The organism is Bradyrhizobium sp. IAR9 (genome assembly GCF_013408065.1).
Classification (GTDB): Bacteria; Pseudomonadota; Alphaproteobacteria; order Rhizobiales; family Xanthobacteraceae; genus Bradyrhizobium.
The window spans coordinates 17,980-38,079 of the sequence record NZ_JACBZW010000007.1; the positions used below are offsets into that span (position 1 = coordinate 17,980).

Consider the following 20,100-nt stretch of genomic DNA (forward strand, 5'->3'; position numbering starts at 1 on the left):
GGCAAACCATGGCGAACCAAGGGCAGAGCGCGGATCGCGGTCTCGAGGGACTGACTGCCGCCGCCAAAAGTGCTGCCAATGCCGAAGGCGCCAAGAAAGGCCTGCCTCCGGTGCATCTGTGGAATCCGCCGTTTTGCGGCGATCTCGACATCCGAATCGCCTCCGATGGTACTTGGTTCTACTTGGGGACGCCAATCGGGCGCCCCGCGCTGGTGCGGCTGTTCTCGACCATCCTCAAGCGCGAGGGCGACAAGCATTTCCTGGTCACGCCGGTGGAGAAGGTCGGCATCCGCGTCGACGACGCGCCCTTCATGGCGGTCGAGATGCAGAAGGACGGCGAGAGCAACCATCGCGTGCTGCGCTTCCGCACCAATGTCGATGACTGGGTCACCTGCGATGCCGCGCACCGGCTGCGTTTCGAGCAGGCCAAAGACGGCGGGCTGACGCCCTATCTGCATGTTCGCGCCGAGCTCTGGGCCAAGGTCACAAGGGCGCTCTATTACGATCTGGTTGACATGGGTGAGGAGCGGATGGTCGATGGCCAGCCGATGTTCGGCGTCGAATCATCAGGCGAATTCTTCCCCATGGCCGATGCGGAGCAGGTGAGGGCCGCGCTTTGAACAAGCCTATTCTAACGACCGATCCGGTCCCGCTCGGCGCGGCGGATTTCTTCGCCCGCTCCAGGGCGAAGCTCGGCTTCGACGTTCCGCTCGGCCTCTACGATCCGAACATCATTCCCGCCTCGGGCGATCCCGGCACCGACAAGATGCTCGAGATCGTCGCGCGCGAGCAGCCGGTGCGCCCCGCGGCGGTCCTGATCGCGGTGGTCGATCATCCCGAGCCGACCATCTTGCTGACGCAGCGCTCGGCGCATCTCAACGACCATGCCGGCCAGATCGCTTTCCCCGGCGGCAAGATCGACGCCACCGACGCCTCGCCGCTGGATGCGGCGCTGCGCGAGGCCGAGGAGGAGGTCGGGCTGTCCAGAGATTTCGTCGAGCCGATCGGCTATCTCGATCTCTACGGCACCGCCTTCGGCTTCCGCATCCTGCCGACGGTCGCCAGGGTCAGGCCCGGCTTCGAGCTCACCATCAACCATTCCGAGGTTGATGACGCGTTCGAGGTGCCGCTATCCTTCCTGATGAACCCGGTGAACCATCAGGTGCACAGCAAGGAATTCCGCGGCATGGAGCGGTTCTACTACGCGATGCCGTTCGCGGAACGCTACATCTGGGGTGCGACGGCGGGCATGCTGCGTGTGCTGTATGAGCGGATCTATTCATCATGATCCGGACGGTTCTGACCGAGATCGGAATCTTCCTCATTCCCTTTGCCGTCTACGCGTTGTTCCTGGCCGCGACGCGGTCCGGCCTGTTCGCGCGTTCCTCCTGGCCGGTCGCGATCGTCGCGCGCCTTGCGCTGGCGGCGATCGTGCTGGTGATCGCGGGCCTGATCGGACTTGCGCATTTCTCCGGCGCCGCGCCGGATTCGACCTACGTTCCCGCCCATATCGAGAATGGCCGGCTGGTGCCGGGCGTGGAAAAATAGGGGCCGCACGATGAGCGCGGAGCCGATACTTGCGCCAATTCTTGCCGATGCGCCCTGGCTGACCGCAGGCGGGACCGCGTGCGTCCTGCAATTGCTCAACTCTGGCGGCGAGGAAGCGCGCGTGGTCGGCGGCGCCGTACGCAACGCTCTGCTCGGTCTTCAGCCCGGCGACATCGACATCGCGACCACCGCGCGGCCGGAGGAGGTGATCCGGCGCGCCAAGGCTGCCGGCATCAAGAGCGTACCGACCGGCATCGACCACGGCACCGTCACGCTGGTGATCGACAGCCACCCCTATGAAGTCACGACCCTGCGCGAGGACACCGAAACCTTCGGCCGCAAGGCCAAGGTCGCGTTCGGCCGCGACTGGGTCAAGGACGCCGAGCGGCGCGACTTCACCATGAACGGCCTGTCGGTCGATGCGGCAGGCGTGGTCTACGACCATGTCGGCGGCATCGCGGATGCCAAGGCGCGTCGCGTGCGCTTCATCGGCGATCCCGACCAGCGCATTGCCGAGGATTATTTGCGCATCCTGCGCTTCTTCCGCATCCACGCCGCCTTTGGTGCCGGCGATCCCGACCGCGACGGCTATCTCGCTTGCATCCGGGGGCGTGAGGGTCTTGCCAGCCTCTCGGCCGAGCGCGTGCGCATGGAGATGCTGAAGCTGCTGGTGGCAGCTCGCGCATCCGCCGCCGTGCTGGCCATGGCCGAGGGCGGACTGCTGCAGGCGCTGATCGGCGGCGTCGCCTATACCGGGCCGCTGTCGGCGATGATCGCGATCGAGCGCGAGCTTGGCCTTGCTGCAAGCAGCACGCGGCGCCTCGCGGCGCTGACCGTCGCGGTGACCGAAGATGCCAAGCGCGTCGCCGCGCGCTTGCGGCTCTCCAATGCCGAGACCAGGGCACTGGATTCGATGGGCCACCGCTGGTGGCGCTTCGCCACCAAGGACGAGGCCAATGCGCGGCGTCTGCTCTATCGGCTCGGCCCCGAGCGTTATCACGATCGTGTGTTGCTCGGCTGGGCGCGGGCCGGCGGCGACGTCACCTCGATGCGCTGGCGCGCTCTCGCCGAGCTGCCGCAGCGCTGGACTGCGCCGAAATTTCCGCTGAAGGCCGCCGACTTCATCGCCCGCGGTCTGGCCGAAGGACCCGCGCTCGGACATGTGTTGACGCTCGCCGAGGACGCTTGGCTTGCGGCGGATTTTCCCCTAGAGGAAGCCGCACTCGCTTCCATCGCCGATCAAGCTGCGGCACGAATCAGCCGCGACGAGAGAACGTGACCATCGTCTCAGGCTTCGCCGACATCTCGATCTTTCAGCTCCTGCTGGTCGCGTTGATGGCGTTGTTTGCTTCGATCATCGGTGGTCTCGCCGGCTACGGCACCGGCGCCCTGATGCCGCTGGTGCTGGTGCCGCTGGTCGGCGCCGAGCCCGTGGTGCCGATCATCGCGATCTCCGCACTCTTCACCAATTCCAGCCGAGCCGTTGCCTATCTGCGCTATGCCGACCGTCGCCGCGCGCTGATCGTGCTCGCCTGCGCAGCGCTGACGACCGCACTCGGCGCCTACGGCTACACGCGTCTCACCAATGCCGGCGCGGGGCTCGTGATCGGCAGCATGCTGATCCTGAGCGTGCCGCTGCGCCGCGTGCTCCGCCGCCGAAAGGTCAAGATCGGCGACAGCGGCCTTGCCGCCGGCTCGGTCGGCTACGGCGTGCTGGTTGGCGGCACCTCCGGCTCCGGCGTGATCCTGCTATCGCTGCTGATGGCCGCCGGCCTCGAAGGCGCCGCCGTGATCGCGACAGACGCGATGATCTCGCTTGGCACCGGCCTCATCAAGATCTCGGTGTTCGGCCTCGCCGGTGCCGTGACCGCGCAGGTGCTTGCCTTCGCGCTGCTGATCGGCGCGATCGCGATCCCCGGCGCGTTTCTCGCAAAGGCCTTCGTCGAGCGGATGCCGGTGCACATCCACACCGCGATCCTTGATGTCGCGGTGATCACCGGCGGGCTGGTGATGATCTCGGCGGCGGCGAGGCAACTCGTCGGGTAGATCGGCGTGAGCAGCATCAGCAACGCAAACAGCAGCACCCAGAGGGGCATCGCACAGATCGGGATTGCATAGATCGGCTGGCAATCGAAGGCCGAATTGATCGCGCGCCCGCTTCCGAGCTGAAGCGCAGACGGCCCCGACCCTGACGTTTAATCCATACCGGCAAACGAACGCGGGAAGGATTCCGATCCCCGCAGTTCGCGCGGCAACTGCGTCATCGAATCGCAATCGGGTTGTGAAGCACTTCACAACACAGCTTCAGCGCGCAGCGTAAGCTCAGCGTCATTGAGGCGTGTTGCGGATGCGGCGGGCTCCTCGGCGTGGTCGGCGCTGGCCGGTTCACGACCATGCCCGAGCTATGAAAGCCGCCAGAAGCTGTGCCGCCTAACATTACATATTGCAGAGGCCTTGCATGAGCACGTCGGCGGATCGTCACCGGATGGCAGCCTCCATTCTCAGCTTCGAAGCCCGGCGCGATAAACAGGGGCGCCTGACGATCTACAGGCTGCCGGCTGACGACGGTGGAGGAGCATATGAAGTCGCGGGCATCAACGAACGTTTCCATCCCGAAGAAGCACGGATGCTGGCCGATTTGATCGAGGGGGGCCACTTTCAAGAGGCGGAACGGGCGGCCTGCGAAATCATAGCCACTTACACTGATGGTGTGTCGAGTTGGTCGAGAAAGCCGGCGATCGAATGTTACTTGCGAGATTGCTGCTTCAACCGCGGTCCTCGCGGTGCTGCGCGAATACTCCAAAGAGCATTGCATGTTCCTGACAGTGGCGTGATCGATGACGCCGGACGAGCGCTCGTAGCCGCCCGCGAGGACGACACGTTGGAGCTTCTGCAAGACCTGCGCGCTGCGCGCGAACAGTACGAGCGGGATGTCGCGAAACGCAGTGAGACGAGCAAGTTTTGGAAGGGCCTGGTCAACCGGTGGAATAACGCATTGAACGTCGCAAAGAGTTTTATCACCAGCTCAGAGGAGGTTGCATTGACCGATACACAGATCGAAAGCCCCAGGATTCAGCCTCAATCTCGCGGCTTCAGCGCATCACGGGCCGCGACCAATGCAATGCTGTCGAGTGGCGTTGCGGAGGCTTCTGCGGAGATCGCGCCAATCGCAGAGATATCCGCTCCATTGACGAGTGAGTCGACGAGGCCCGTTGCTTTGCGTGCGCTTCGGCTCGGTTCGCAGGGACCACTCGTGAAAGCTTGGCAAAGCTTCCTGCAGGGACAGCATTTCGATCCGGGTGGCCTTGACGGAGAGTTCGGCGACAAGACCCAGGCGGCGACGAGTGCGTTTCAGGCGGCAAACGGAGTGACGAGCGACGGCGTGGCAGGTCGCGAAACGATGATGAAAGCCATGCAGCTCGGATTTGAGCTCATTGAAGAGCCGGCCGCTGACATGACGGGTTCAAACTTCCCGCCACGGCCGGATTTTCCGCCGCTCGAAAATACGGCCGCGAGACGGGCGGTTTTTGGCGCGTTCAACTTCGTCTCGGAGCCTCGTCCGGATAACCGCCAGAACATCCGGATCCTCGGGACTTGGACCAGGGACAACATCGTGAGCGTTCCCATTCCCCAACTGCGGAAGGCTTTGGGACCGCATGCTCCTGCCTCCATGCAATTCCATAAGCTCGCGGCGGCACAGCTCAAGGCGCTTTGGGAGGAGTGGGAGAGCGCGAGTCTGCTGGATAGGATCCTGTCATTTGACGGAGCTTTCGTGCCTCGCTTCATCAGGGGATCGACGACGCAATTGAGCAACCACGCTTTCGGAAGCGCGTTCGACGTCAACGCCGACGAGAATCCGTTGGGGGCTCGGCCCAAGCTCGTGGGCACGCGCGGAGCGGTCCGGGAGTTGGTCCCGATCGCCAACAAACATGGATTTTATTGGGGCGGGCACTTTGGAAGCCGGCCCGATGGCATGCATTTCGAAATCGCCTTTATCCAGTAGGGCGAACGAAATCGCATCGTGCGCAAGTCGCCATCGAACGCGACCTGATAGATCGGGGCCGAGTCCTCGGCCCGATCCTTCATTTCTGTTCTGAGAGGGAGATCCGACGTGCTGGAGCTGAGGCACACCCGATCCAGATAGGATGCGGTGTAGGCGGGCCTACTCTTCTTCCTCGTCTTCGTCCTCTTCCTCTTCGTCCTCTTCCTCTTCGTCCTCTTCCACCTGCACGAGCGTGGCCAGCGGCAGCGTCTCGCGGAACAGGTCGCCTTCCATGCCCATCCAGAGGCAGAGCACCTCGTCCTGCTTCACTTCCGCGACCGTCAGCGGTTGGCCGCCGGATTTCAGCATCACGACATCACCGGCTTTCAAGTCCATGGATTGTCCTTTCTCGCGATCGATCCGGACGGGAGCCTAGCAAGCGGTCATGACAGGCCGATCACGCCGGCCGGCCGTGCCGGGAAATTCCAGCGGCGGGTGGCGATCCCGGTCGACACGCGGGGCAATCGCATATGGCAGCGGCTTCCTCCGTGGCCATCCTTCGAGACGCCCGCCGTTGGCGAGCCCTCAGGATGAGGATCGCGTGCGACGCCCCCAGTCGCCAATCGGCCATGATGAAGCTAGCGGTTCGTCAGCAGCAGGAGATGCGGCAGGGCCTCGGTGTCGACGGTCGCGCCCAGGCGCGCGTAGAATTGCATCGCTGACGCGTTGTGTTTCCAGACATCCCAGCCGAGCTTCGTGACGCCGTGATCGGCAGCCCATTCCTTGGCCTTCGTCATCAGCGCTCTGCCGACGCCCTTCCTGCGCGCCTCGGCATGCACCGCGATGTCACTGATGTACACGCCCGCCTGGGCGCTATAGAGCTCGTGGGTCAGGATCCAGGCGATCAGGCCCGCAACGCGATCTTCCAGCAGCGCGACGAAGAGGTGCACGGGCGCATGCTCGCGGACATAGAAGGCGAGATAGCGCTCGAGCGTCAGAGGCGGTGGCGGCTCTTCGATATGGGCCGCCAACGCTTCCGCAAGGCTCCGAACCGCAGCGTAATCGCCCGCCTCAGCTCTACGGATGCTCACCCCACTCACGATGCCGCGCCCTCCCTCGGGGCAAAAGCGCCCGCAGGGGACATCTACGTGCTGGCTTGATGGGGCGTTACGTCAGCAGGCGAAGAAATTTCCCGCACCCGAGCTGCCGTAGGGCGGTGATCTTCTCGCGACGAACGCGGAAACGCGGGCGCGGAAACCAGTCCACGCAAGTTTCGACGATGACATCATACCCCTGTTTTGGCCGACGGATCAAAGTCGTTTCGTTAAATCCGCAAGCCATTGATCTTGCAGGGGCCCGCTACTGTGCATGGGGTTGTTTTTCGATATTTTGTTGTGTGCCCTGCTCAGGGCTGGCCCGGCACCAGCTCGGTCAGCGAGCGGATGATGCGGTCGGGCCTGACCGTCGAGCCTTCGGGCAGGCCGTCGCCGTGCACGTCGATCCAGATCGAATAGATGCCGAGGCGCTGCGGCGTCACCACTTCCCATTCCAGATTGTCGCCGATCATCCAGGTATCCTCCGCGGAAACGCCCAGCGCCTCCATCGCGTGCAGATAGGCGCGCTCCTCCGGCTTGCCGAAGCCGTGCTCGCCTTCGATCTGGATGTGGTCGAAGCGATGAGTCAGCTCGAACCGCTCGACCTTGGCGCGCTGCATGTCGGCGGCGCCGTTGGTGACCAGCGCGAGCTTGATGCCGCGTGCCCTGAACGCGTCGATGGCATCGTGCGCGCCGGGGAAGACGAAGATGGCTTCCTCGCGATAGGTGGTGAAGCGGTCGGCGATGCGATCGGCGAGGTCGTCGGGCAGGGCGCGATGGCCGTTTGCGGCGAGCGCGGCGAAGCCGCCGCGCACCGTGAGCCGCCGCGCCTCGCCGAGCTTCATCCGCCAGATCGGCTCCGCAGTCGACCAGAACTGCCGCGCAAAGGCGAGCACTGCGGTTGCGACCTGCGGCGGCGGCAGCGGCGCCAGCTCCTCGGCAAACTCGTTCGCGATCGTGTTCCAGGCGATCTCGGGCCGGCCATAGGCCGACAGGATGGTGTCGTCCATATCGATCAGCATGGCGCGCGGCAGCGGCCTCGAGACAGTCATGGCCACTTCACCTCCGGCGGCATCGACGACAGGATGGAATCCACATTGCCGCCGGTCTTCAGCCCGAAGATGGTGCCGCGATCGTAGAGCAGGTTGAATTCGACATAGCGGCCGCGCCGGATCAATTGCTCCTCGCGGTCCGCGGCGGTCCAGCCCGCCGCGAAATTGCGCCTGACGATGTCAGGATAGATCTTCAGGAAAGCGCGGCCGACGTCTTTGGTGAAGGCGAGGTCGGCGTCCCAGTCGCCGCTGTCGTGCCAGTCGTAGAAGATGCCGCCGATGCCGCGCGCCTCTTTGCGGTGCGGCAGGTAGAAATATTCGTCGCACCATTTCTTGTATTTGTCGTAGTCGGCAACGCCGTTCGGCTGGTTGCAGGCTTGCTTCATCGCGGCGTGGAAAGCGATGCTGTCGGCATCGTCCTGGGTGCGCCGTCGGTCGAGCACCGGCGTGAGATCGGCGCCGCCGCCGAACCAGGCTTTCGTGGTGACCACGAAGCGGGTGTTCATGTGCACGGCGGGCACGTGCGGATTGCGCATATGCGCGATCAGCGAAATGCCGGAGGCCCAGAATTTTGGATCGTCCGCGGCGCCGGGAATCTGCGCGCGAAACTCGGGCGCGAACTCGCCGTGCACGGTCGAGCAGTGCACGCCGACCTTCTCGAACAGGCGGCCATGCATCATCGACATCACGCCACCGCCACCGGCCGCGCCGGTATGGTCGGTGCGTTGCCAGGGCGTGCGCTTGAAGCGGCCGGCTTCGCCCGGATAGAGGCTTTGCGGGGCGTCGTCCTCGAGCCGCTCGAAGCTCGCGCAGATGTCGTCACGCAAGGCTTCGAACCAGGCGCGGGCGCGGCCCTTGCGGTCTTCGATCGTCGACATGTCCATCTTCATTCCCGGTCGCTTACCACGCGGAGTGTGCCGTAGGGTGGGCAAAGGCGCCCTTGCGCCGTGCCCACGTCTTCTACCGTCATCTTGAATGGTGGGCACGCTCCGCTTTGCCCACCCTACAAATCTGTCCCTATCGGATGCCGAGCGATTTGTGCGTCTGCACGCTGAGCCGCCATTGCGGATGACGCAGGCAGTAGTCGATCGCGCGCGCGGTGTTCTCGATGACCTCGGGTCCGTCCATCGGCTGCAGCGAGAAGCGCTCGAAGGCGAGGTGCTCGAACGTCTCGGGCGCGGCGAGGGCCTGCGGATAGACCAGCTTCAGCTCGTGGCCCTGGCGCAGCACCAATTCGCTGCCGCCCTTGGGGCTGACGCAGATCCAGTCGAGCCCTTCCGGCGCTGCGATGGTGCCGTTGGTCTCGACGCCGATCTCGAAGCCGCGGGCGTGGAGCGCCTCGATCAGCGCGGCGTCGACCTGAAGCAGCGGCTCGCCGCCGGTCAGCACCACGTAGCGGTTGGCGGCAGCCGCAGTCCATTGCGCGGCGATGGTGTCGGCGAGGTCCGCGGCCGAGCCGTAGCGGCCGCCGAGGGTCCCGTCGGTTCCGACGAAATCCGTGTCGCAGAACTTGCAGGTGGCCTCAAGGCGGTCCGCCTCGCGGCCGCTCCAGAGGTTGCAGCCGGCAAAACGGCAGAACACGGACGCGCGCCCGGCATGGGCGCCTTCGCCTTGCAAGGTCAGGAAGATCTCCTTGACCGCGTAACTCAATCGTCTCTCCTCAATCTGTCAGGCTTGCGGGTTCCGGATCTGCCGCAGCGCCTCGCCGGCGGCCATGGCCGCGGTCATGGCGACATTGAGCGACCGCAGCCCCGCTTTGATCGGGATCACCAGCCGCGCATCCGCGGCCTCGACCACCGCGTCGGTGACACCGGCGCTCTCGCGCCCGAATAGCAGGATGTCCGACGTCTGGTAACGGAAATCGCGGTAGTCGATGGCAGCTTTCGTGGTGAACAGCAGCAAGCGGTAGCCATGGGCGGCGCGCCAGTCCTCGAATTTGGCCCAGGAGTCGTGCCTGATAAGGCTGACATGATCGAGGTAGTCCATTCCCGCCCGGCGGAACAGGCGGTCGGAGACGGGGAAGCCCGCCGGTTCGATGATATGGGCGGCGATGCCCAGGCAGGCGCAAAGCCTGAGAATCGTGCCGGTGTTCTGGGCGATGTCGGGTTGGAAAAGCGCTATCTGCATGGGCTGTGCGAGGGCTGTCTCGGGGGCGATGCGGGGCGGAAATGTCTCAATAAAACATCGCCTGCCCGGGAATTCGTGCATTGCACGCTCCCGCGCCGATAGCGGGCTTGCGCTCGCCCGGCAAGGGTGCCAATAGAACGATTCTGGACTGCTGTTTTGCCCGTTTAGAGGTGAACATGCGAAGTTCTGCCGCCGCGGGGGGCCGCGGGCGCCGGCAGCCTTTCCGGGGACCTCATGGGCGCCCCCTGGAGCGGTTCCACCGGTTGCACAAGAAGAAAGGGTTGGAATCGTGACGACAGCGTCTTCGGCGGACCATCCGACACGCCGTGATTTCTTATTCGTTGCAACGGGGGCAGCTGCAGCAGTAGGGGGCGCAGCTGCGCTCTGGCCCTTCATTTCCCAAATGAATCCTGACGCCTCGACCATCGCCGCCGGTGCGCCGATCGAGGTCGATCTCAGTCCGGTCGCCGAAGGTCAGGACATCAAGGTGTTCTGGCGCGGCAAGCCGATCTACATCAGCCACCGCACCAAGAAGCAGATCGACGAGGCGCGCGCCGTCAACGTGGCGAGCCTGCCTGATCCGCAGTCCGACGAGGCCCGGGTCAAGTCCGGCCACGAGCAATGGCTGGTCGTGATCGGCATCTGCACCCATCTCGGCTGCATCCCGATCGCTCATGAAGGCAGCTACGACGGCTTCTTCTGCCCCTGCCATGGTTCGCAGTACGATTCGTCCGGCCGCATCCGCCAGGGGCCCGCGCCCGCGAACCTGCCGGTGCCGCCGTACCAGTTCGTTTCCGACACCAAAATCCAGATCGGCTGAGCCTCGGATCCTCGTCCGAAGCTTCGCGCCGTCTCGTCGTACTATTTCCTCAGGATCGCATCATGAGCGGACCATCCGACTACCAGCCGAGCAATCCGGCCCTGCAATGGATCGAGCGGCGCCTGCCGATCCTCGGCCTCATGCACTCCTCGTTCGTTGCCTATCCCACCCCGCGTAACCTGAACTATTGGTGGACCTTCGGCGCCATCCTCTCCTTCATGCTGGGGATGCAGATCCTGACCGGCGTGATCCTGGCGATGCATTATACGCCGCATGCCGATCTCGCCTTCAAATCGGTCGAGCTGATCGTCCGTGACGTTAACTACGGCTGGCTGCTGCGCAACATGCATGCGGTCGGCGCATCGATGTTCTTTGTCGCCGTCTACGTTCACATGTTCCGCGGCCTCTATTACGGGTCCTACAAGGAGCCACGCGAGGTGCTGTGGATCCTCGGCGTCATCATCTACCTCTTGATGATGGCGACTGGCTTCATGGGCTACGTGCTGCCCTGGGGCCAGATGAGTTTCTGGGGCGCCACGGTCATCACCAACCTGTTCTCCGCCATTCCCTATGTCGGCGAGAGCATCGTGACGCTGCTGTGGGGCGGTTATTCGGTCGGCAATCCGACGCTCAACCGCTTCTTCTCGCTGCATTACCTGCTGCCGTTCCTGATCGCGGGCGTCGTCGTGCTCCACGTCTGGGCGCTGCACGTCGCCGGCCAGAACAATCCTGACGGCGTCGAGCCGAAGACGGAAAAGGACACGGTGCCGTTCACGCCGCATGCGACCATCAAGGACATGTTCGGCGTCGCCTGCTTCCTGCTGCTCTACGCCTGGTTCATCTTCTACATGCCGAACTATCTCGGCGACGCCGACAACTACATTCCGGCGAACCCGGGTGTGACGCCGCCGCACATCGTGCCGGAGTGGTATTACCTGCCGTTCTACGCGATCCTGCGCTCGATCCCGAACAAGCTCGCCGGCGTCATCGGGATGTTCGGTGCGATCATCATCCTGTGCTTCCTGCCCTGGCTGGACGCAGCGAAGACGAGGTCGTCGAAGTATCGCCCGCTGGCCAAGCAGTTCTTCTGGATCTTCGTCGTGGTCTGCATCCTGCTCGGCTATCTCGGGGCGCAGCCGCCGGAAGGCATCTACGTCATTGCCGGCCGGGTCCTGACGGTCTGCTACTTCGCCTACTTCCTGATCGTGCTGCCACTGCTCTCGCGCATCGAGAAGCCGCGGCCCGTGCCGAACTCGATCTCGGATGCGGTGCTGGCCAAGACCGGCAGCCGATCGACGCCGATGGTTTCGACCGCGATCATGCTGGCGCTCGCCGGTTCGTTGTTCGCAGGTTCGGTCGACAGCGCGAAGGCGTCTGAAGGCAGCGATACGCCCCCGGGCAACAAATGGTCGTTCTCCGGCCCTTTCGGTAAGTTCGACCGCGGCGCGCTGCAGCGCGGCCTGAAGGTCTACAAGGAGGTCTGCGCCAGCTGCCACGGCCTGTCCTATGTGGCCTTCCGCAACCTCGCCGAGCCCGGTGGGCCCGGCTATTCGGTGGCGCAGGCGGCGGCCTTCGCGTCGGACTACAAGGTCAAGGACGGTCCGAACGATGCCGGCGACATGTTCGAGCGTGCGGGGCGTCCGGCGGACTATTTCCCCTCGCCGTTCCCGAACGAGCAGGCCGCTCGCGCGGCGAACGGTGGCGCGGCGCCGCCCGACCTCTCGCTGATCACCAAGGCGCGCTCCTATAAGCGCGGCTTCCCCTGGTTCATCTTCGACTTCTTCACCCAGTTCCAGGAGCAGGGCCCGGACTACGTCTCGGCATTGCTGCAGGGCTTCGAGGACAAGGTGCCGGAAGGCGTCACCATCCCGGAGGGCTCGTACTACAACAAGTACTTCCCGGGCCACGCCATCAAGATGCCGAAGCCGCTCAGCGACGGCCAGGTGACCTATGACGACGGCTCTCCGACCACGGTCGCGCAGTACTCCAAGGACGTCACCACCTTCCTGATGTGGACCGCGGAGCCGCACATGGAAGCGCGCAAGCGCCTCGGATTCCAGGTCTTCGTGTTCCTGATCCTGTTCGCGGGCCTGATGTACTTCACCAAGAAGAAGGTCTGGGCCAGCTCGCACTGAGCGCTCTGATGCGACGAGAAAATGAAGAAGCCCCCGCAAGGGGGCTTTTTTGTTGGGTCCGTGTCCCGGACGCGCGAAGCGCGAGCCGGGACCCAGAATGCTCGTAGCTGGGCCCCGGATCGGCAGCGCATCACGCCGCAAGGGGCAACGCGCTGCGCAGCGTCCGGGGCACGAGAGTTTGTTTGCGCGGTGATTGCATCATTCGCATGCACCCGCCAAGATGCCACCAACCGCTCCCCCAAGAACTCATCGGAGGACACCATGGGAACCGCCATCACCTTCAAGCGTCCGGACGGCAAGGACGCCTCGGGCTATCTCGCCAATGCCGCGCGCGGCAACGCGCCGGGCGTGGTCGTAATCCAGGAATGGTGGGGCCTGTCGGACCAGATCAAAGGCCTGTGCGACCGCTTCGCGCTGGCCGGTTTCGACGCGCTGGCGCCCGATCTCTACAAGGGCAAGGTGGTGCCGTATCACGACACGGACAGCGCCAACAAGGAGATGAACTCGCTCGACTTCATGGACGCCACCACGCAGACGGTACGCGGCGCCGCGCAATATCTGTCGCGTAACGGTGCCAAGGTCGGGCTGACCGGCTTCTGTCTCGGCGGCGCCGTCACCATCATCGGCTCGGTGCATGTACCGGAGCTCGCGGCCGGCGTCGTGTTCTACGGCATCCCGCCGGAGCAGGCGGCCAAGCCCGCCGACGTCAAGATCCCGCTCCAGGCCCATTTCGCCAACAAGGACGATTGGTGCACGCCGGAGCTGGTGGGCGGCTTCGAGAAGGCCATGAAGGCCGCCGGGAAGTCGCTGGAGCTTTTCCGCTATGACGCCGAGCACGCCTTCGTCAACGAGCAGCGCCAGGCCGTGCACGACCGCGAGGCCGCCGAGCTCGCCTGGGGCAGGGCAATCAAGTTCTTCGCCAATCATCTCGGCGGTAACAGCGCAGCCTGACCCAGCCTGTAGCCCGGATGGAGCGCAGCGTAATCCGGGGACTTTCCCTTGTGGCACGAACCCCGGATTGCGCTGCGCTCCATCCGGGCTACGGCACCGGGCCACCCTTGACGCCGCCCCCGCGCCATGGTGAGTATCCGCCCATGAGCACCGCCGTCCGCCCAGCCCGTCTTTGGTGGCGCACCTCCTAACGAGGTGGCCGTGCGATTTTCCTTTCCCAAATCGTCTGAGGTCGCCAACGCAGTGCGGCGGCCTGATCGTTTGTCCTGTGTGGCGTTTCCTCGGCAAGTCTCGTAAGAGGACCCCAAGAGGATCACATGAACAGGACAGTCTTTGCCCTCCCGGCCAGAAGTGAGTACGTGACCCGCGCGGGTCTCGCGATCACGCGCGTGGCGGAGCAGTTCACCGGCGGTGCCAACAGGCTCGACGATCTCGTGAGCCTGCTCGACCGCCGTCGCGGCGTGGTGCTGTCCTCGGGCACGACCGTGCCCGGCCGCTATGAGAGCTTTGACCTCGGCTTCTCCGATCCGCCGCTCAAGCTCGAGACCACTGGCGTCAATTTCAAGCTGGAAGCGCTGAACGAGCGCGGGCAGGTGCTGATCGCCTTCCTGGTCGATGTGCTGCGCGAGCCCTGCGTCGTCATCTCCGAGAAGACGGCGACGCGGCTTGCCGGCCACATCATCCGCGGCGATGCGCCGGTCGAGGAAGACCAGCGTACGCGGCGCGCCAGCGTGATGTCGCTGGTGCGCGATCTCGTCGCCGCCTTCTCGGCCAATGACGACGGGCTGCTTGGCCTGTTCGGCGCCTTCGCCTACGACCTGGTGTTCCAGATCGAGGACCTCGTGCAGAAGCGCGCGCGCGAGCAGGACCAGCGCGACATCGTGCTCTACGTCCCCGATCGCCTGCTGGCCTATGACCGCGCTACCGGCCGCGGCGTGGTGCTCTCGTACGACTTTGCCTGGAAGGGCAAATCCACCGAGGGCCTGCCCCGCGAGACTGCCGAGAGTCCGTATCTGAAGACGCCGCGGCAGGGTTTTGCCGATCACGCGCCCGGCGAATATCAGGCAACGGTCGAGACCGCGCGTGCGGCCTTCGCCCGCGGTGATCTCTTTGAAGCGGTGCCTGGGCAGCTGTTCGCCGAGCCTTGCGATCGTTCGCCGGCCGAAGTCTTCCAGCGCCTCTGCGTCATCAACCCGTCGCCCTACGGCGCGCTGATGAATCTGGGTGAGGGCGAATTTCTGGTGTCGGCCTCGCCGGAAATGTTCGTGCGGTCGGACGGGCGTCGGGTCGAGACCTGCCCGATCTCGGGCACGATCGCGCGCGGCAGCGATGCGATCGGCGACGCCGAGCAGATCCGCCAGCTCCTGAACTCGGAGAAGGACGAGTTCGAGCTCAACATGTGCACCGACGTCGACCGCAACGACAAGGCGCGCGTCTGCGTGCCGGGCACGATCAAGGTGCTGGCGCGGCGCCAGATCGAGACCTACTCGAAGCTGTTCCACACCGTCGATCATGTCGAGGGCATGCTGCGCCCCGGCTTCGACGCGCTCGATGCCTTCCTCACCCACGCCTGGGCGGTGACGGTGACCGGCGCACCCAAGCTCTGGGCGATGCAGTTCGTCGAGGATCACGAGCGCTCGCCGCGCCGCTGGTATGCCGGCGCGATCGGTGCGGTGAACTTCGACGGCAGCATCAACACCGGCCTGACCATCCGCACCATCCGCATGAAGGATGGTCTCGCCGAAGTGCGCGTCGGCGCCACCTGCCTGTTCGATTCCGATCCGGCCGCTGAAGACCGCGAATGCCAGGTCAAGGCCGCCGCGCTGTTCCAGGCGCTGCGCGGCGATCCACCGAAGCCGTTGTCGACCTTTGCGCCCGATGCGACCGGTTCGGGCAAGCGGGTGCTGTTGATCGACCATGACGACAGTTTCGTGCATATGCTCGCTGATTATTTCCGCCAGGTCGGCGCCGACGTTACCGTGGTCCGCCATGTGCATGCGCTCGACATGCTCAAGCGGAAGACATGGGATTTGCTGGTGCTGTCGCCCGGTCCCGGCAGGCCAGAAGATTTCGGGATCAAGAAGACGATCGACGCGGCGCTGGAGAGGAAGCTGCCGGTGTTCGGCGTCTGCTTGGGCGTGCAGGCGATCGGCGAATATTTCGGCGGCGAGCTCGGCCAGCTCACCCATCCCGCCCATGGCCGGCCCTCGCGGGTGCAGGTGCGCGGCGGGCGCTTGATGCGCAATCTGCCGAACGAGATCGTCATCGGCCGCTATCACTCGCTTTTTGTCGAGCGCGACAGCATGCCGGAGGTGTTGTCCGTCACAGCCAGCACCGAGGACGGTGTCGCCATGGCGCTGGAGCACAAGACGCTGCCGGTCGCCGGCGTGCAATTCCACCCGGAATCGCTGATGTCGCTCAGCAATGAGGTGGGCTTGCGTATTGTTGAAAACGCGTTCCGGTTGGATGCGCGTGTCGATTGAGAGGCACCAATGACCTTTGACCACGATATCAAGGCGAGCGTCCGGACCATCCCCGACTATCCCAAGCCGGGGATCATGTTCCGCGATATCACGACCCTGCTCGCGGACGCGCGCGCGTTCCGCCGCGCGGTGGACGAGCTCGTCAATCCCTGGGCCGGCAACAAGATCGACAAGGTCGCCGGCATGGAGGCACGCGGCTTCATCATCGGCGGTGCGGTGGCGCACCAGCTCTCTGCTGGCTTCGTGCCGATCCGCAAGAAAGGCAAGCTGCCGCACACCACCGTGCGCATCGCTTACTCGCTCGAATACGGCATCGACGAGATGGAGATGCATGTCGACGCCATCCAGCCCGGCGAGCGCGTCATCCTGGTCGACGACCTCATCGCCACCGGCGGCACCGCGGAAGGCGCGGTGAAGCTGCTGCGCCAGATCGGCGCCAACGTCGTCGCCGCCTGCTTCATCATCGACCTGCCCGAGCTTGGCGGCGCCGCCAAGCTGCGCGCCATGGACGTGCCCGTGCGCACGCTGATGACGTTCGAGGGACACTGAGAGGTCGCCGCGATCTTCAGATCGCCTCGGCCTTCAACTCGGCCTGCCAATGCAGCACGCGCTCCTTCAGCAGTGCGTTCCTGACATAGGCGGTTTCCTCATCCTCCAGGCGCTCGCATTCGCCAAAGGTCAGGCCGGCCTCGCCATGCGCATTCCAGGCAGCCTGGAGGCTGCGGCAGGTGTGGCTGCGCTGGCGTAGCGAGAACCAGATGCGGTTCTGGATCGTCTCGAGGTTCGGCGCCTGGCCGACCCAGACCTCGCCGGAGGCCGCACAGCGGACGACATAGACGCCCGCGATGGTCTTTCGCTCCTTGTAGGCGGCGATCGCTGCTTTCCGGTCGATGCTCACGGTGACAGGCCTTGCTGAGGGGATACCGATGTCCGCCTCAATAAGCCCGCTTCAACCCGCAGTCAATATTATCCGGGTGAAATTATCTAGGATCGCTGCAGGATCAGGCTGAGCTCGAGCTCGCGGAAGGCAAAGTAATTCCGCCGGGTCCATTGGTGCAGCTCGGTCGACGCGTCCTTCTCCTGGCGCAGATAGCCGGTGAAGGAGAAGTTCAGCCGGTCGATATAGGTCTTGAGGAAGCCGGGCAAGGCCGGCAGGCGGAACAGGCGGCCGCCGGCCATCGCGGCCGGCAGCTCGCCGCGCACGACATATTCATTGTCGACGGTGATCAGGTTCATCCGCGGGATCTGCCCGCGCAGCATCTCGTGGGCGCGGGCCGAGGCGCGGTCGGTGTCGGCGACGAACAGGATCTGAGGCGCGACATGGCGGCGCGCGGCCTCCTTCAAGAGGCCGATCTCGTCGGTCATCTTGAAGAACTCGTCGAAGGCGTGGAAGCCGAGGTCGATCACCTTGGCCATGCCGTCATCGACGATGACGCGGTCCATCAGCTGCATCTTGCCGTAGGTATCGATCACGTCGGCGGTCTCCGTGATCTTTGGCAGGTAGTCGAGCAACGACGGTTCCTTCAGATTGACGTCGAAGGCCGCGACATTGCCGTTCTTGAGCAGCAGAAATTCGGCAAGCAGCCGCGCCAGCAGTGTCTTGCCGACCTGCGGGCGGGGCGAGCAGATGATGTAGACGGGCGTTGCGGGCATCGGCAGCTATATCAGTCGAACCTGGCGACCAATCCAGCCGTATCAGCCCTGCTTGCGCAACTATTTTTCGCTGTTTCGGGTGACGGGCTTCGAACCCACGATGTCAGTCAGCCGGATCCGGTCGAACTCGCTCCAGACATTCGCCAGCCAGTGCCGGACATAGCCGCGCAGCACGAAGGAATAGTTCGCGGCCTCGTCGCTGATGCCCTTGTTGGCGACGAATTTCAGGAACGGGACGGAGGACACTTCGACCTGCTCATAGGCCATTTCGTTGAGCTTGGGGATGGTCAGCTCGGTCGCGTCCTTGATGCGGTGGAAGTAGGAATTGTAGGTCGCCTGGTCCCATTGGAAGAACTGGGTGTCGTTGATGAAGTTCTTCACCAGGAAATATTTTGCGCCGGTCATGAAGCCGGCGGTCTCGGCGATCTCCTCCAGCGAGGCGATCGAGGGTCCGAGGATGTGGAACACCGCGAAGGTGATCTGGCCGGCTTTGGCGGCGTCGAGGAAGCCGATGTCGCGCAGCGAAGCCAGCGCAGGCGAGAGCAGGCCGGCGCGAACGTCGATGACAGTGACCGAAGGGCTCACCGCGTTGAGCGTGTCGAAGATCTTCATCTGGTCCGATGTCGTCGTCATGTCGACGATCTCGGTGATGTCGGGGTGGAAGCGCTTCAGGGTTCCGCGCGGCGATTCCGTGTCGAAGGCGCGCGTCGGCACGTTGTTGGCGGAAAAATAATCGAGCAAGGTCCGCGACACCGTGGTCTTGCCGACCCCGCCCTTGTCCGCGCCCACCACAACCACTGCCGGCTTTGCCATTGCTGTCCCCTAACGCGCCCCCGATCGCGAGGTCGCAATCGGCCGGGCCCCAAATCGATGTCCCAAGGATGTCCCAAGTCTGCTGTTGGGCGCGAACATGGCAGAAACAAGGGAGAATTCAAATCCTCGGCATGTCGATACGGCAATTCCCGGAGTTTTTCCCAATCGCGGCGAAACCCGCCGCGCATGGCGGGATATCGCGTGCTTAATGACGGCCCCAGGGACCCATGAGATTGCCCACCGGCTTGCTGCTCGCGGTCCTGGAAGGGCCGGGTGCGGGCAGGGGCGGCGGAGCGGCCGGCCCGCTCGCATCGTCCCACGGGCCATGACGCAGCGGCGGTGGGGCGTCCTGGTCGGCTTGCGCCTCAGGCTCGTCCGTTTCCTCGGCCAGCGGCCGCGGGCCCGGATCGTGGCCGCCGGCAAACTTGACCAGCGCGTCGACCCGGGACTGCACGGAGGGATGGGTCGCGAACAGATCGGCAAAGCCCTCGCGGGGATTGTCGACGCAGAGCTCCATCACGGCCGAGGTCGCGCCGGGCAGCTCGCCGCGATTCTCGATCTTGCGCAGCGCCGAGATCATCGCATCGGGGTCTTTCGTCAACTCGACGGAGCCTGCGTCGGCGAGATATTCGCGCGAACGTGACAGTGCGAGCTTGACCACCTGGGACAGCAGCCAGGCCACCACGATCAGCACGATCGCAATGATGATCACGATCACCGCGCCGCCGCCGGAACTCTTGTTGTCGCTCGACGAGGAGGACGACCGCGACGACGAGGAGGAGCCCGAGGACCATGAGCTGCCGGAGCCGGAGCTCCAATTGAAATTGGTGAACAGGCGGAAGAACAATTCGCCGAAGAAGCCGACCACGCCGGCGATGATGACGGCGACCACCATCAGCTGCACATCGCCATTCTTGATGTGGGTCAGCTCGTGGCCCAGCACCGCCTCGATCTCCTTGTCGTTCAGGGCATCGAGGAGACCCGTGGTGACGGTGATCGAATATTGCCGCGGATTGAGGCCGGTCGCGAACGCGTTCAGCGCCGGGCTCTCCATGATCTTCAGCTTCGGCATGGTGATGCCGCGCGAGATGCAGAGATTTTCCAGCAGATTGTAGAGCCGCGGCTCCTCCTGCCTCGTGACGTCGTGGCCGCCGGTCACCGCGTCGATCATCGACTGGTGGAAGAAATAGGCGATCACGACCCAGACCGCCGCCACGATCGTCGCAACCGGCGCGGCCACGATCAGATCGTGGAGGGCGCGCCTCAGGTAATAGACGACGGTCTCATTGCCGTTGATGACGACTTCGGCGACCAGCGCGCCAGCATAGACCAGCACGTAGACCAGCATGAACAGGCCGGCGAGCAGCAGCATCGAACGAAACTTGTTCGAGGCGATGTGCGTGTAGAGACCATACGCGGCCATGACGCGGGTGTCCTGCCGG

The 20,100-nt window shown here is 64.4% G+C and carries 21 protein-coding genes; 11 read left to right on the forward strand and 10 right to left on the reverse strand.

All coding sequences use genetic code 11. The annotated features are described in order from the left end of the window. Positions 1-8 precede the first annotated feature (8 nt). From GGD67_RS19465 to GGD67_RS19490, 6 genes are all read left to right on the forward strand, one after another. Positions 9-620 (forward strand): DUF1285 domain-containing protein, encoded by a 612-nt coding sequence (locus tag GGD67_RS19465; protein ID WP_179735126.1) that lies wholly within the window; start codon positions 9-11, stop codon positions 618-620. Next, positions 617-1,288, forward strand: coding sequence for a CoA pyrophosphatase (locus tag GGD67_RS19470; RefSeq protein WP_018323295.1), 672 nt, complete (start codon positions 617-619; stop codon positions 1,286-1,288). Before GGD67_RS19465 ends, GGD67_RS19470 begins: the two co-directional genes overlap by 4 nt. Then, entirely contained in the window at positions 1,285-1,548 is a 264-nt protein-coding gene (locus GGD67_RS19475; RefSeq protein WP_179735128.1) for a DUF6111 family protein, read from the forward strand. The genes GGD67_RS19470 and GGD67_RS19475 overlap by 4 nt, the downstream gene beginning before the upstream one ends. A gap of 10 nt (positions 1,549-1,558) precedes the next feature. Further along, positions 1,559-2,827, forward strand: coding sequence for a CCA tRNA nucleotidyltransferase (locus GGD67_RS19480; RefSeq protein WP_179735130.1), 1,269 nt, complete (start codon positions 1,559-1,561; stop codon positions 2,825-2,827). Then, complete coding sequence (locus GGD67_RS19485) at positions 2,824-3,594, forward strand: sulfite exporter TauE/SafE family protein (RefSeq protein WP_179735132.1); 771 nt, start codon at positions 2,824-2,826, stop codon at positions 3,592-3,594. The genes GGD67_RS19480 and GGD67_RS19485 overlap by 4 nt, the downstream gene beginning before the upstream one ends. A 439-nt stretch (positions 3,595-4,033) precedes the next feature. Next, complete coding sequence (locus tag GGD67_RS19490) at positions 4,034-5,551, forward strand: M15 family metallopeptidase (protein WP_179735134.1); 1,518 nt, start codon at positions 4,034-4,036, stop codon at positions 5,549-5,551. A 159-nt stretch (positions 5,552-5,710) separates the two neighbouring features. Here the strand turns inward: GGD67_RS19490 and GGD67_RS19495 are convergent, their stop codons facing one another. From GGD67_RS19495 to GGD67_RS19520, 6 genes are all read right to left on the reverse strand, one after another. Beyond that, entirely contained in the window at positions 5,711-5,926 is a 216-nt protein-coding gene (locus GGD67_RS19495) for a DUF2158 domain-containing protein (RefSeq protein WP_179735136.1), read from the reverse strand. 242 nt (positions 5,927-6,168) lie between these two features. Next, positions 6,169-6,621 (reverse strand): GNAT family N-acetyltransferase, encoded by a 453-nt coding sequence (locus GGD67_RS19500; RefSeq protein WP_179735138.1) that lies wholly within the window; start codon positions 6,619-6,621, stop codon positions 6,169-6,171. Positions 6,622-6,935: 314 nt separating this feature from the next. Next, the gene (locus tag GGD67_RS19505) at positions 6,936-7,676 is read right to left on the reverse strand and encodes an HAD family hydrolase (RefSeq protein ID WP_179735140.1); all 741 of its coding nucleotides are present in this window, start codon (positions 7,674-7,676) and stop codon (positions 6,936-6,938) included. Further along, entirely contained in the window at positions 7,673-8,560 is an 888-nt protein-coding gene (gene hemF / locus GGD67_RS19510; RefSeq protein WP_026202907.1) for an oxygen-dependent coproporphyrinogen oxidase, read from the reverse strand. The genes GGD67_RS19505 and hemF overlap by 4 nt, the downstream gene beginning before the upstream one ends. A gap of 133 nt (positions 8,561-8,693) precedes the next feature. Next, the gene (queE, locus tag GGD67_RS19515; RefSeq protein ID WP_179735142.1) at positions 8,694-9,326 is read right to left on the reverse strand and encodes a 7-carboxy-7-deazaguanine synthase; all 633 of its coding nucleotides are present in this window, start codon (positions 9,324-9,326) and stop codon (positions 8,694-8,696) included. A gap of 18 nt (positions 9,327-9,344) precedes the next feature. Further along, positions 9,345-9,803, reverse strand: coding sequence for a tRNA (cytidine(34)-2'-O)-methyltransferase (locus tag GGD67_RS19520; protein ID WP_179735551.1), 459 nt, complete (start codon positions 9,801-9,803; stop codon positions 9,345-9,347). Positions 9,804-10,092: 289 nt separating this feature from the next. Between GGD67_RS19520 and petA the strand changes: the two genes are divergently transcribed. The 5 genes from petA (at position 10,093) to GGD67_RS19545 (ending at position 16,741) form a co-directional block, all read left to right on the forward strand. Continuing rightward, a complete protein-coding gene (gene petA / locus GGD67_RS19525) occupies positions 10,093-10,623 on the forward strand; it encodes a ubiquinol-cytochrome c reductase iron-sulfur subunit (protein ID WP_018323306.1) in 531 nt (176 codons plus the stop codon). 62 nt (positions 10,624-10,685) lie between these two features. After that, the gene (gene fbcH / locus GGD67_RS19530; RefSeq protein WP_092261536.1) at positions 10,686-12,758 is read left to right on the forward strand and encodes a cytochrome b/c1; all 2,073 of its coding nucleotides are present in this window, start codon (positions 10,686-10,688) and stop codon (positions 12,756-12,758) included. A gap of 261 nt (positions 12,759-13,019) precedes the next feature. Then, positions 13,020-13,709 carry a dienelactone hydrolase family protein gene (locus GGD67_RS19535; protein WP_179735145.1) on the forward strand — a complete coding sequence of 230 codons (690 nt, stop codon included), beginning with the start codon at positions 13,020-13,022 and terminating at the stop codon, positions 13,707-13,709. A 317-nt stretch (positions 13,710-14,026) separates the two neighbouring features. Then, complete coding sequence (locus tag GGD67_RS19540) at positions 14,027-16,192, forward strand: anthranilate synthase component I (protein ID WP_179735147.1); 2,166 nt, start codon at positions 14,027-14,029, stop codon at positions 16,190-16,192. A gap of 9 nt (positions 16,193-16,201) precedes the next feature. Then, entirely contained in the window at positions 16,202-16,741 is a 540-nt protein-coding gene (locus GGD67_RS19545) for an adenine phosphoribosyltransferase (protein ID WP_018323310.1), read from the forward strand. A 16-nt stretch (positions 16,742-16,757) separates the two neighbouring features. Here GGD67_RS19545 and GGD67_RS19550 read toward each other — a convergent pair whose 3' ends face one another. The 4 genes from GGD67_RS19550 to GGD67_RS19565 all read right to left on the reverse strand — a co-directional run bounded on the left by GGD67_RS19550 (position 16,758) and on the right by GGD67_RS19565 (position 20,081). Then, a complete protein-coding gene (locus GGD67_RS19550; RefSeq protein ID WP_179735149.1) occupies positions 16,758-17,090 on the reverse strand; it encodes a GIY-YIG nuclease family protein in 333 nt (110 codons plus the stop codon). Between the two features lie 86 nt (positions 17,091-17,176). After that, positions 17,177-17,845, reverse strand: coding sequence for a hypothetical protein (locus tag GGD67_RS19555; RefSeq protein WP_179735152.1), 669 nt, complete (start codon positions 17,843-17,845; stop codon positions 17,177-17,179). Between the two features lie 60 nt (positions 17,846-17,905). Then, the gene (locus tag GGD67_RS19560) at positions 17,906-18,658 is read right to left on the reverse strand and encodes a hypothetical protein (RefSeq protein WP_018323313.1); all 753 of its coding nucleotides are present in this window, start codon (positions 18,656-18,658) and stop codon (positions 17,906-17,908) included. Positions 18,659-18,863: 205 nt separating this feature from the next. Next, a complete protein-coding gene (locus GGD67_RS19565; protein ID WP_179735155.1) occupies positions 18,864-20,081 on the reverse strand; it encodes a M48 family metallopeptidase in 1,218 nt (405 codons plus the stop codon). Positions 20,082-20,100: the final 19 nt, after the last annotated feature.

Bases quoted from the DNA above. Each gene is read 5' to 3' on its own strand.
- GGD67_RS19560 (WP_018323313.1), bottom strand. From the start codon at position 18,658: ATGGCAAAGCCGGCAGTGGTTGTGGTGGGCGCGGACAAGGGCGGGGTC.
- GGD67_RS19475 (WP_179735128.1), top strand. From the start codon at position 1,285: ATGATCCGGACGGTTCTGACCGAGATCGGAATCTTCCTCATTCCCTTT.
- GGD67_RS19555 (WP_179735152.1), bottom strand. From the start codon at position 17,845: ATGCCCGCAACGCCCGTCTACATCATCTGCTCGCCCCGCCCGCAGGTC.
- GGD67_RS19520 (WP_179735551.1), bottom strand. From the start codon at position 9,803: ATGCAGATAGCGCTTTTCCAACCCGACATCGCCCAGAACACCGGCACG.
- GGD67_RS19535 (WP_179735145.1), top strand. From the start codon at position 13,020: ATGGGAACCGCCATCACCTTCAAGCGTCCGGACGGCAAGGACGCCTCG.
- GGD67_RS19505 (WP_179735140.1), bottom strand. From the start codon at position 7,676: ATGACTGTCTCGAGGCCGCTGCCGCGCGCCATGCTGATCGATATGGAC.
- hemF (WP_026202907.1), bottom strand. From the start codon at position 8,560: ATGGACATGTCGACGATCGAAGACCGCAAGGGCCGCGCCCGCGCCTGG.
- GGD67_RS19465 (WP_179735126.1), top strand. From the start codon at position 9: ATGGCGAACCAAGGGCAGAGCGCGGATCGCGGTCTCGAGGGACTGACT.
- GGD67_RS19565 (WP_179735155.1), bottom strand. From the start codon at position 20,081: ATGGCCGCGTATGGTCTCTACACGCACATCGCCTCGAACAAGTTTCGT.
- GGD67_RS19495 (WP_179735136.1), bottom strand. From the start codon at position 5,926: ATGGACTTGAAAGCCGGTGATGTCGTGATGCTGAAATCCGGCGGCCAA.
- GGD67_RS19540 (WP_179735147.1), top strand. From the start codon at position 14,027: ATGAACAGGACAGTCTTTGCCCTCCCGGCCAGAAGTGAGTACGTGACC.
- GGD67_RS19490 (WP_179735134.1), top strand. From the start codon at position 4,034: ATGGCAGCCTCCATTCTCAGCTTCGAAGCCCGGCGCGATAAACAGGGG.
- GGD67_RS19480 (WP_179735130.1), top strand. From the start codon at position 1,559: ATGAGCGCGGAGCCGATACTTGCGCCAATTCTTGCCGATGCGCCCTGG.
- fbcH (WP_092261536.1), top strand. From the start codon at position 10,686: ATGAGCGGACCATCCGACTACCAGCCGAGCAATCCGGCCCTGCAATGG.
- GGD67_RS19545 (WP_018323310.1), top strand. From the start codon at position 16,202: ATGACCTTTGACCACGATATCAAGGCGAGCGTCCGGACCATCCCCGAC.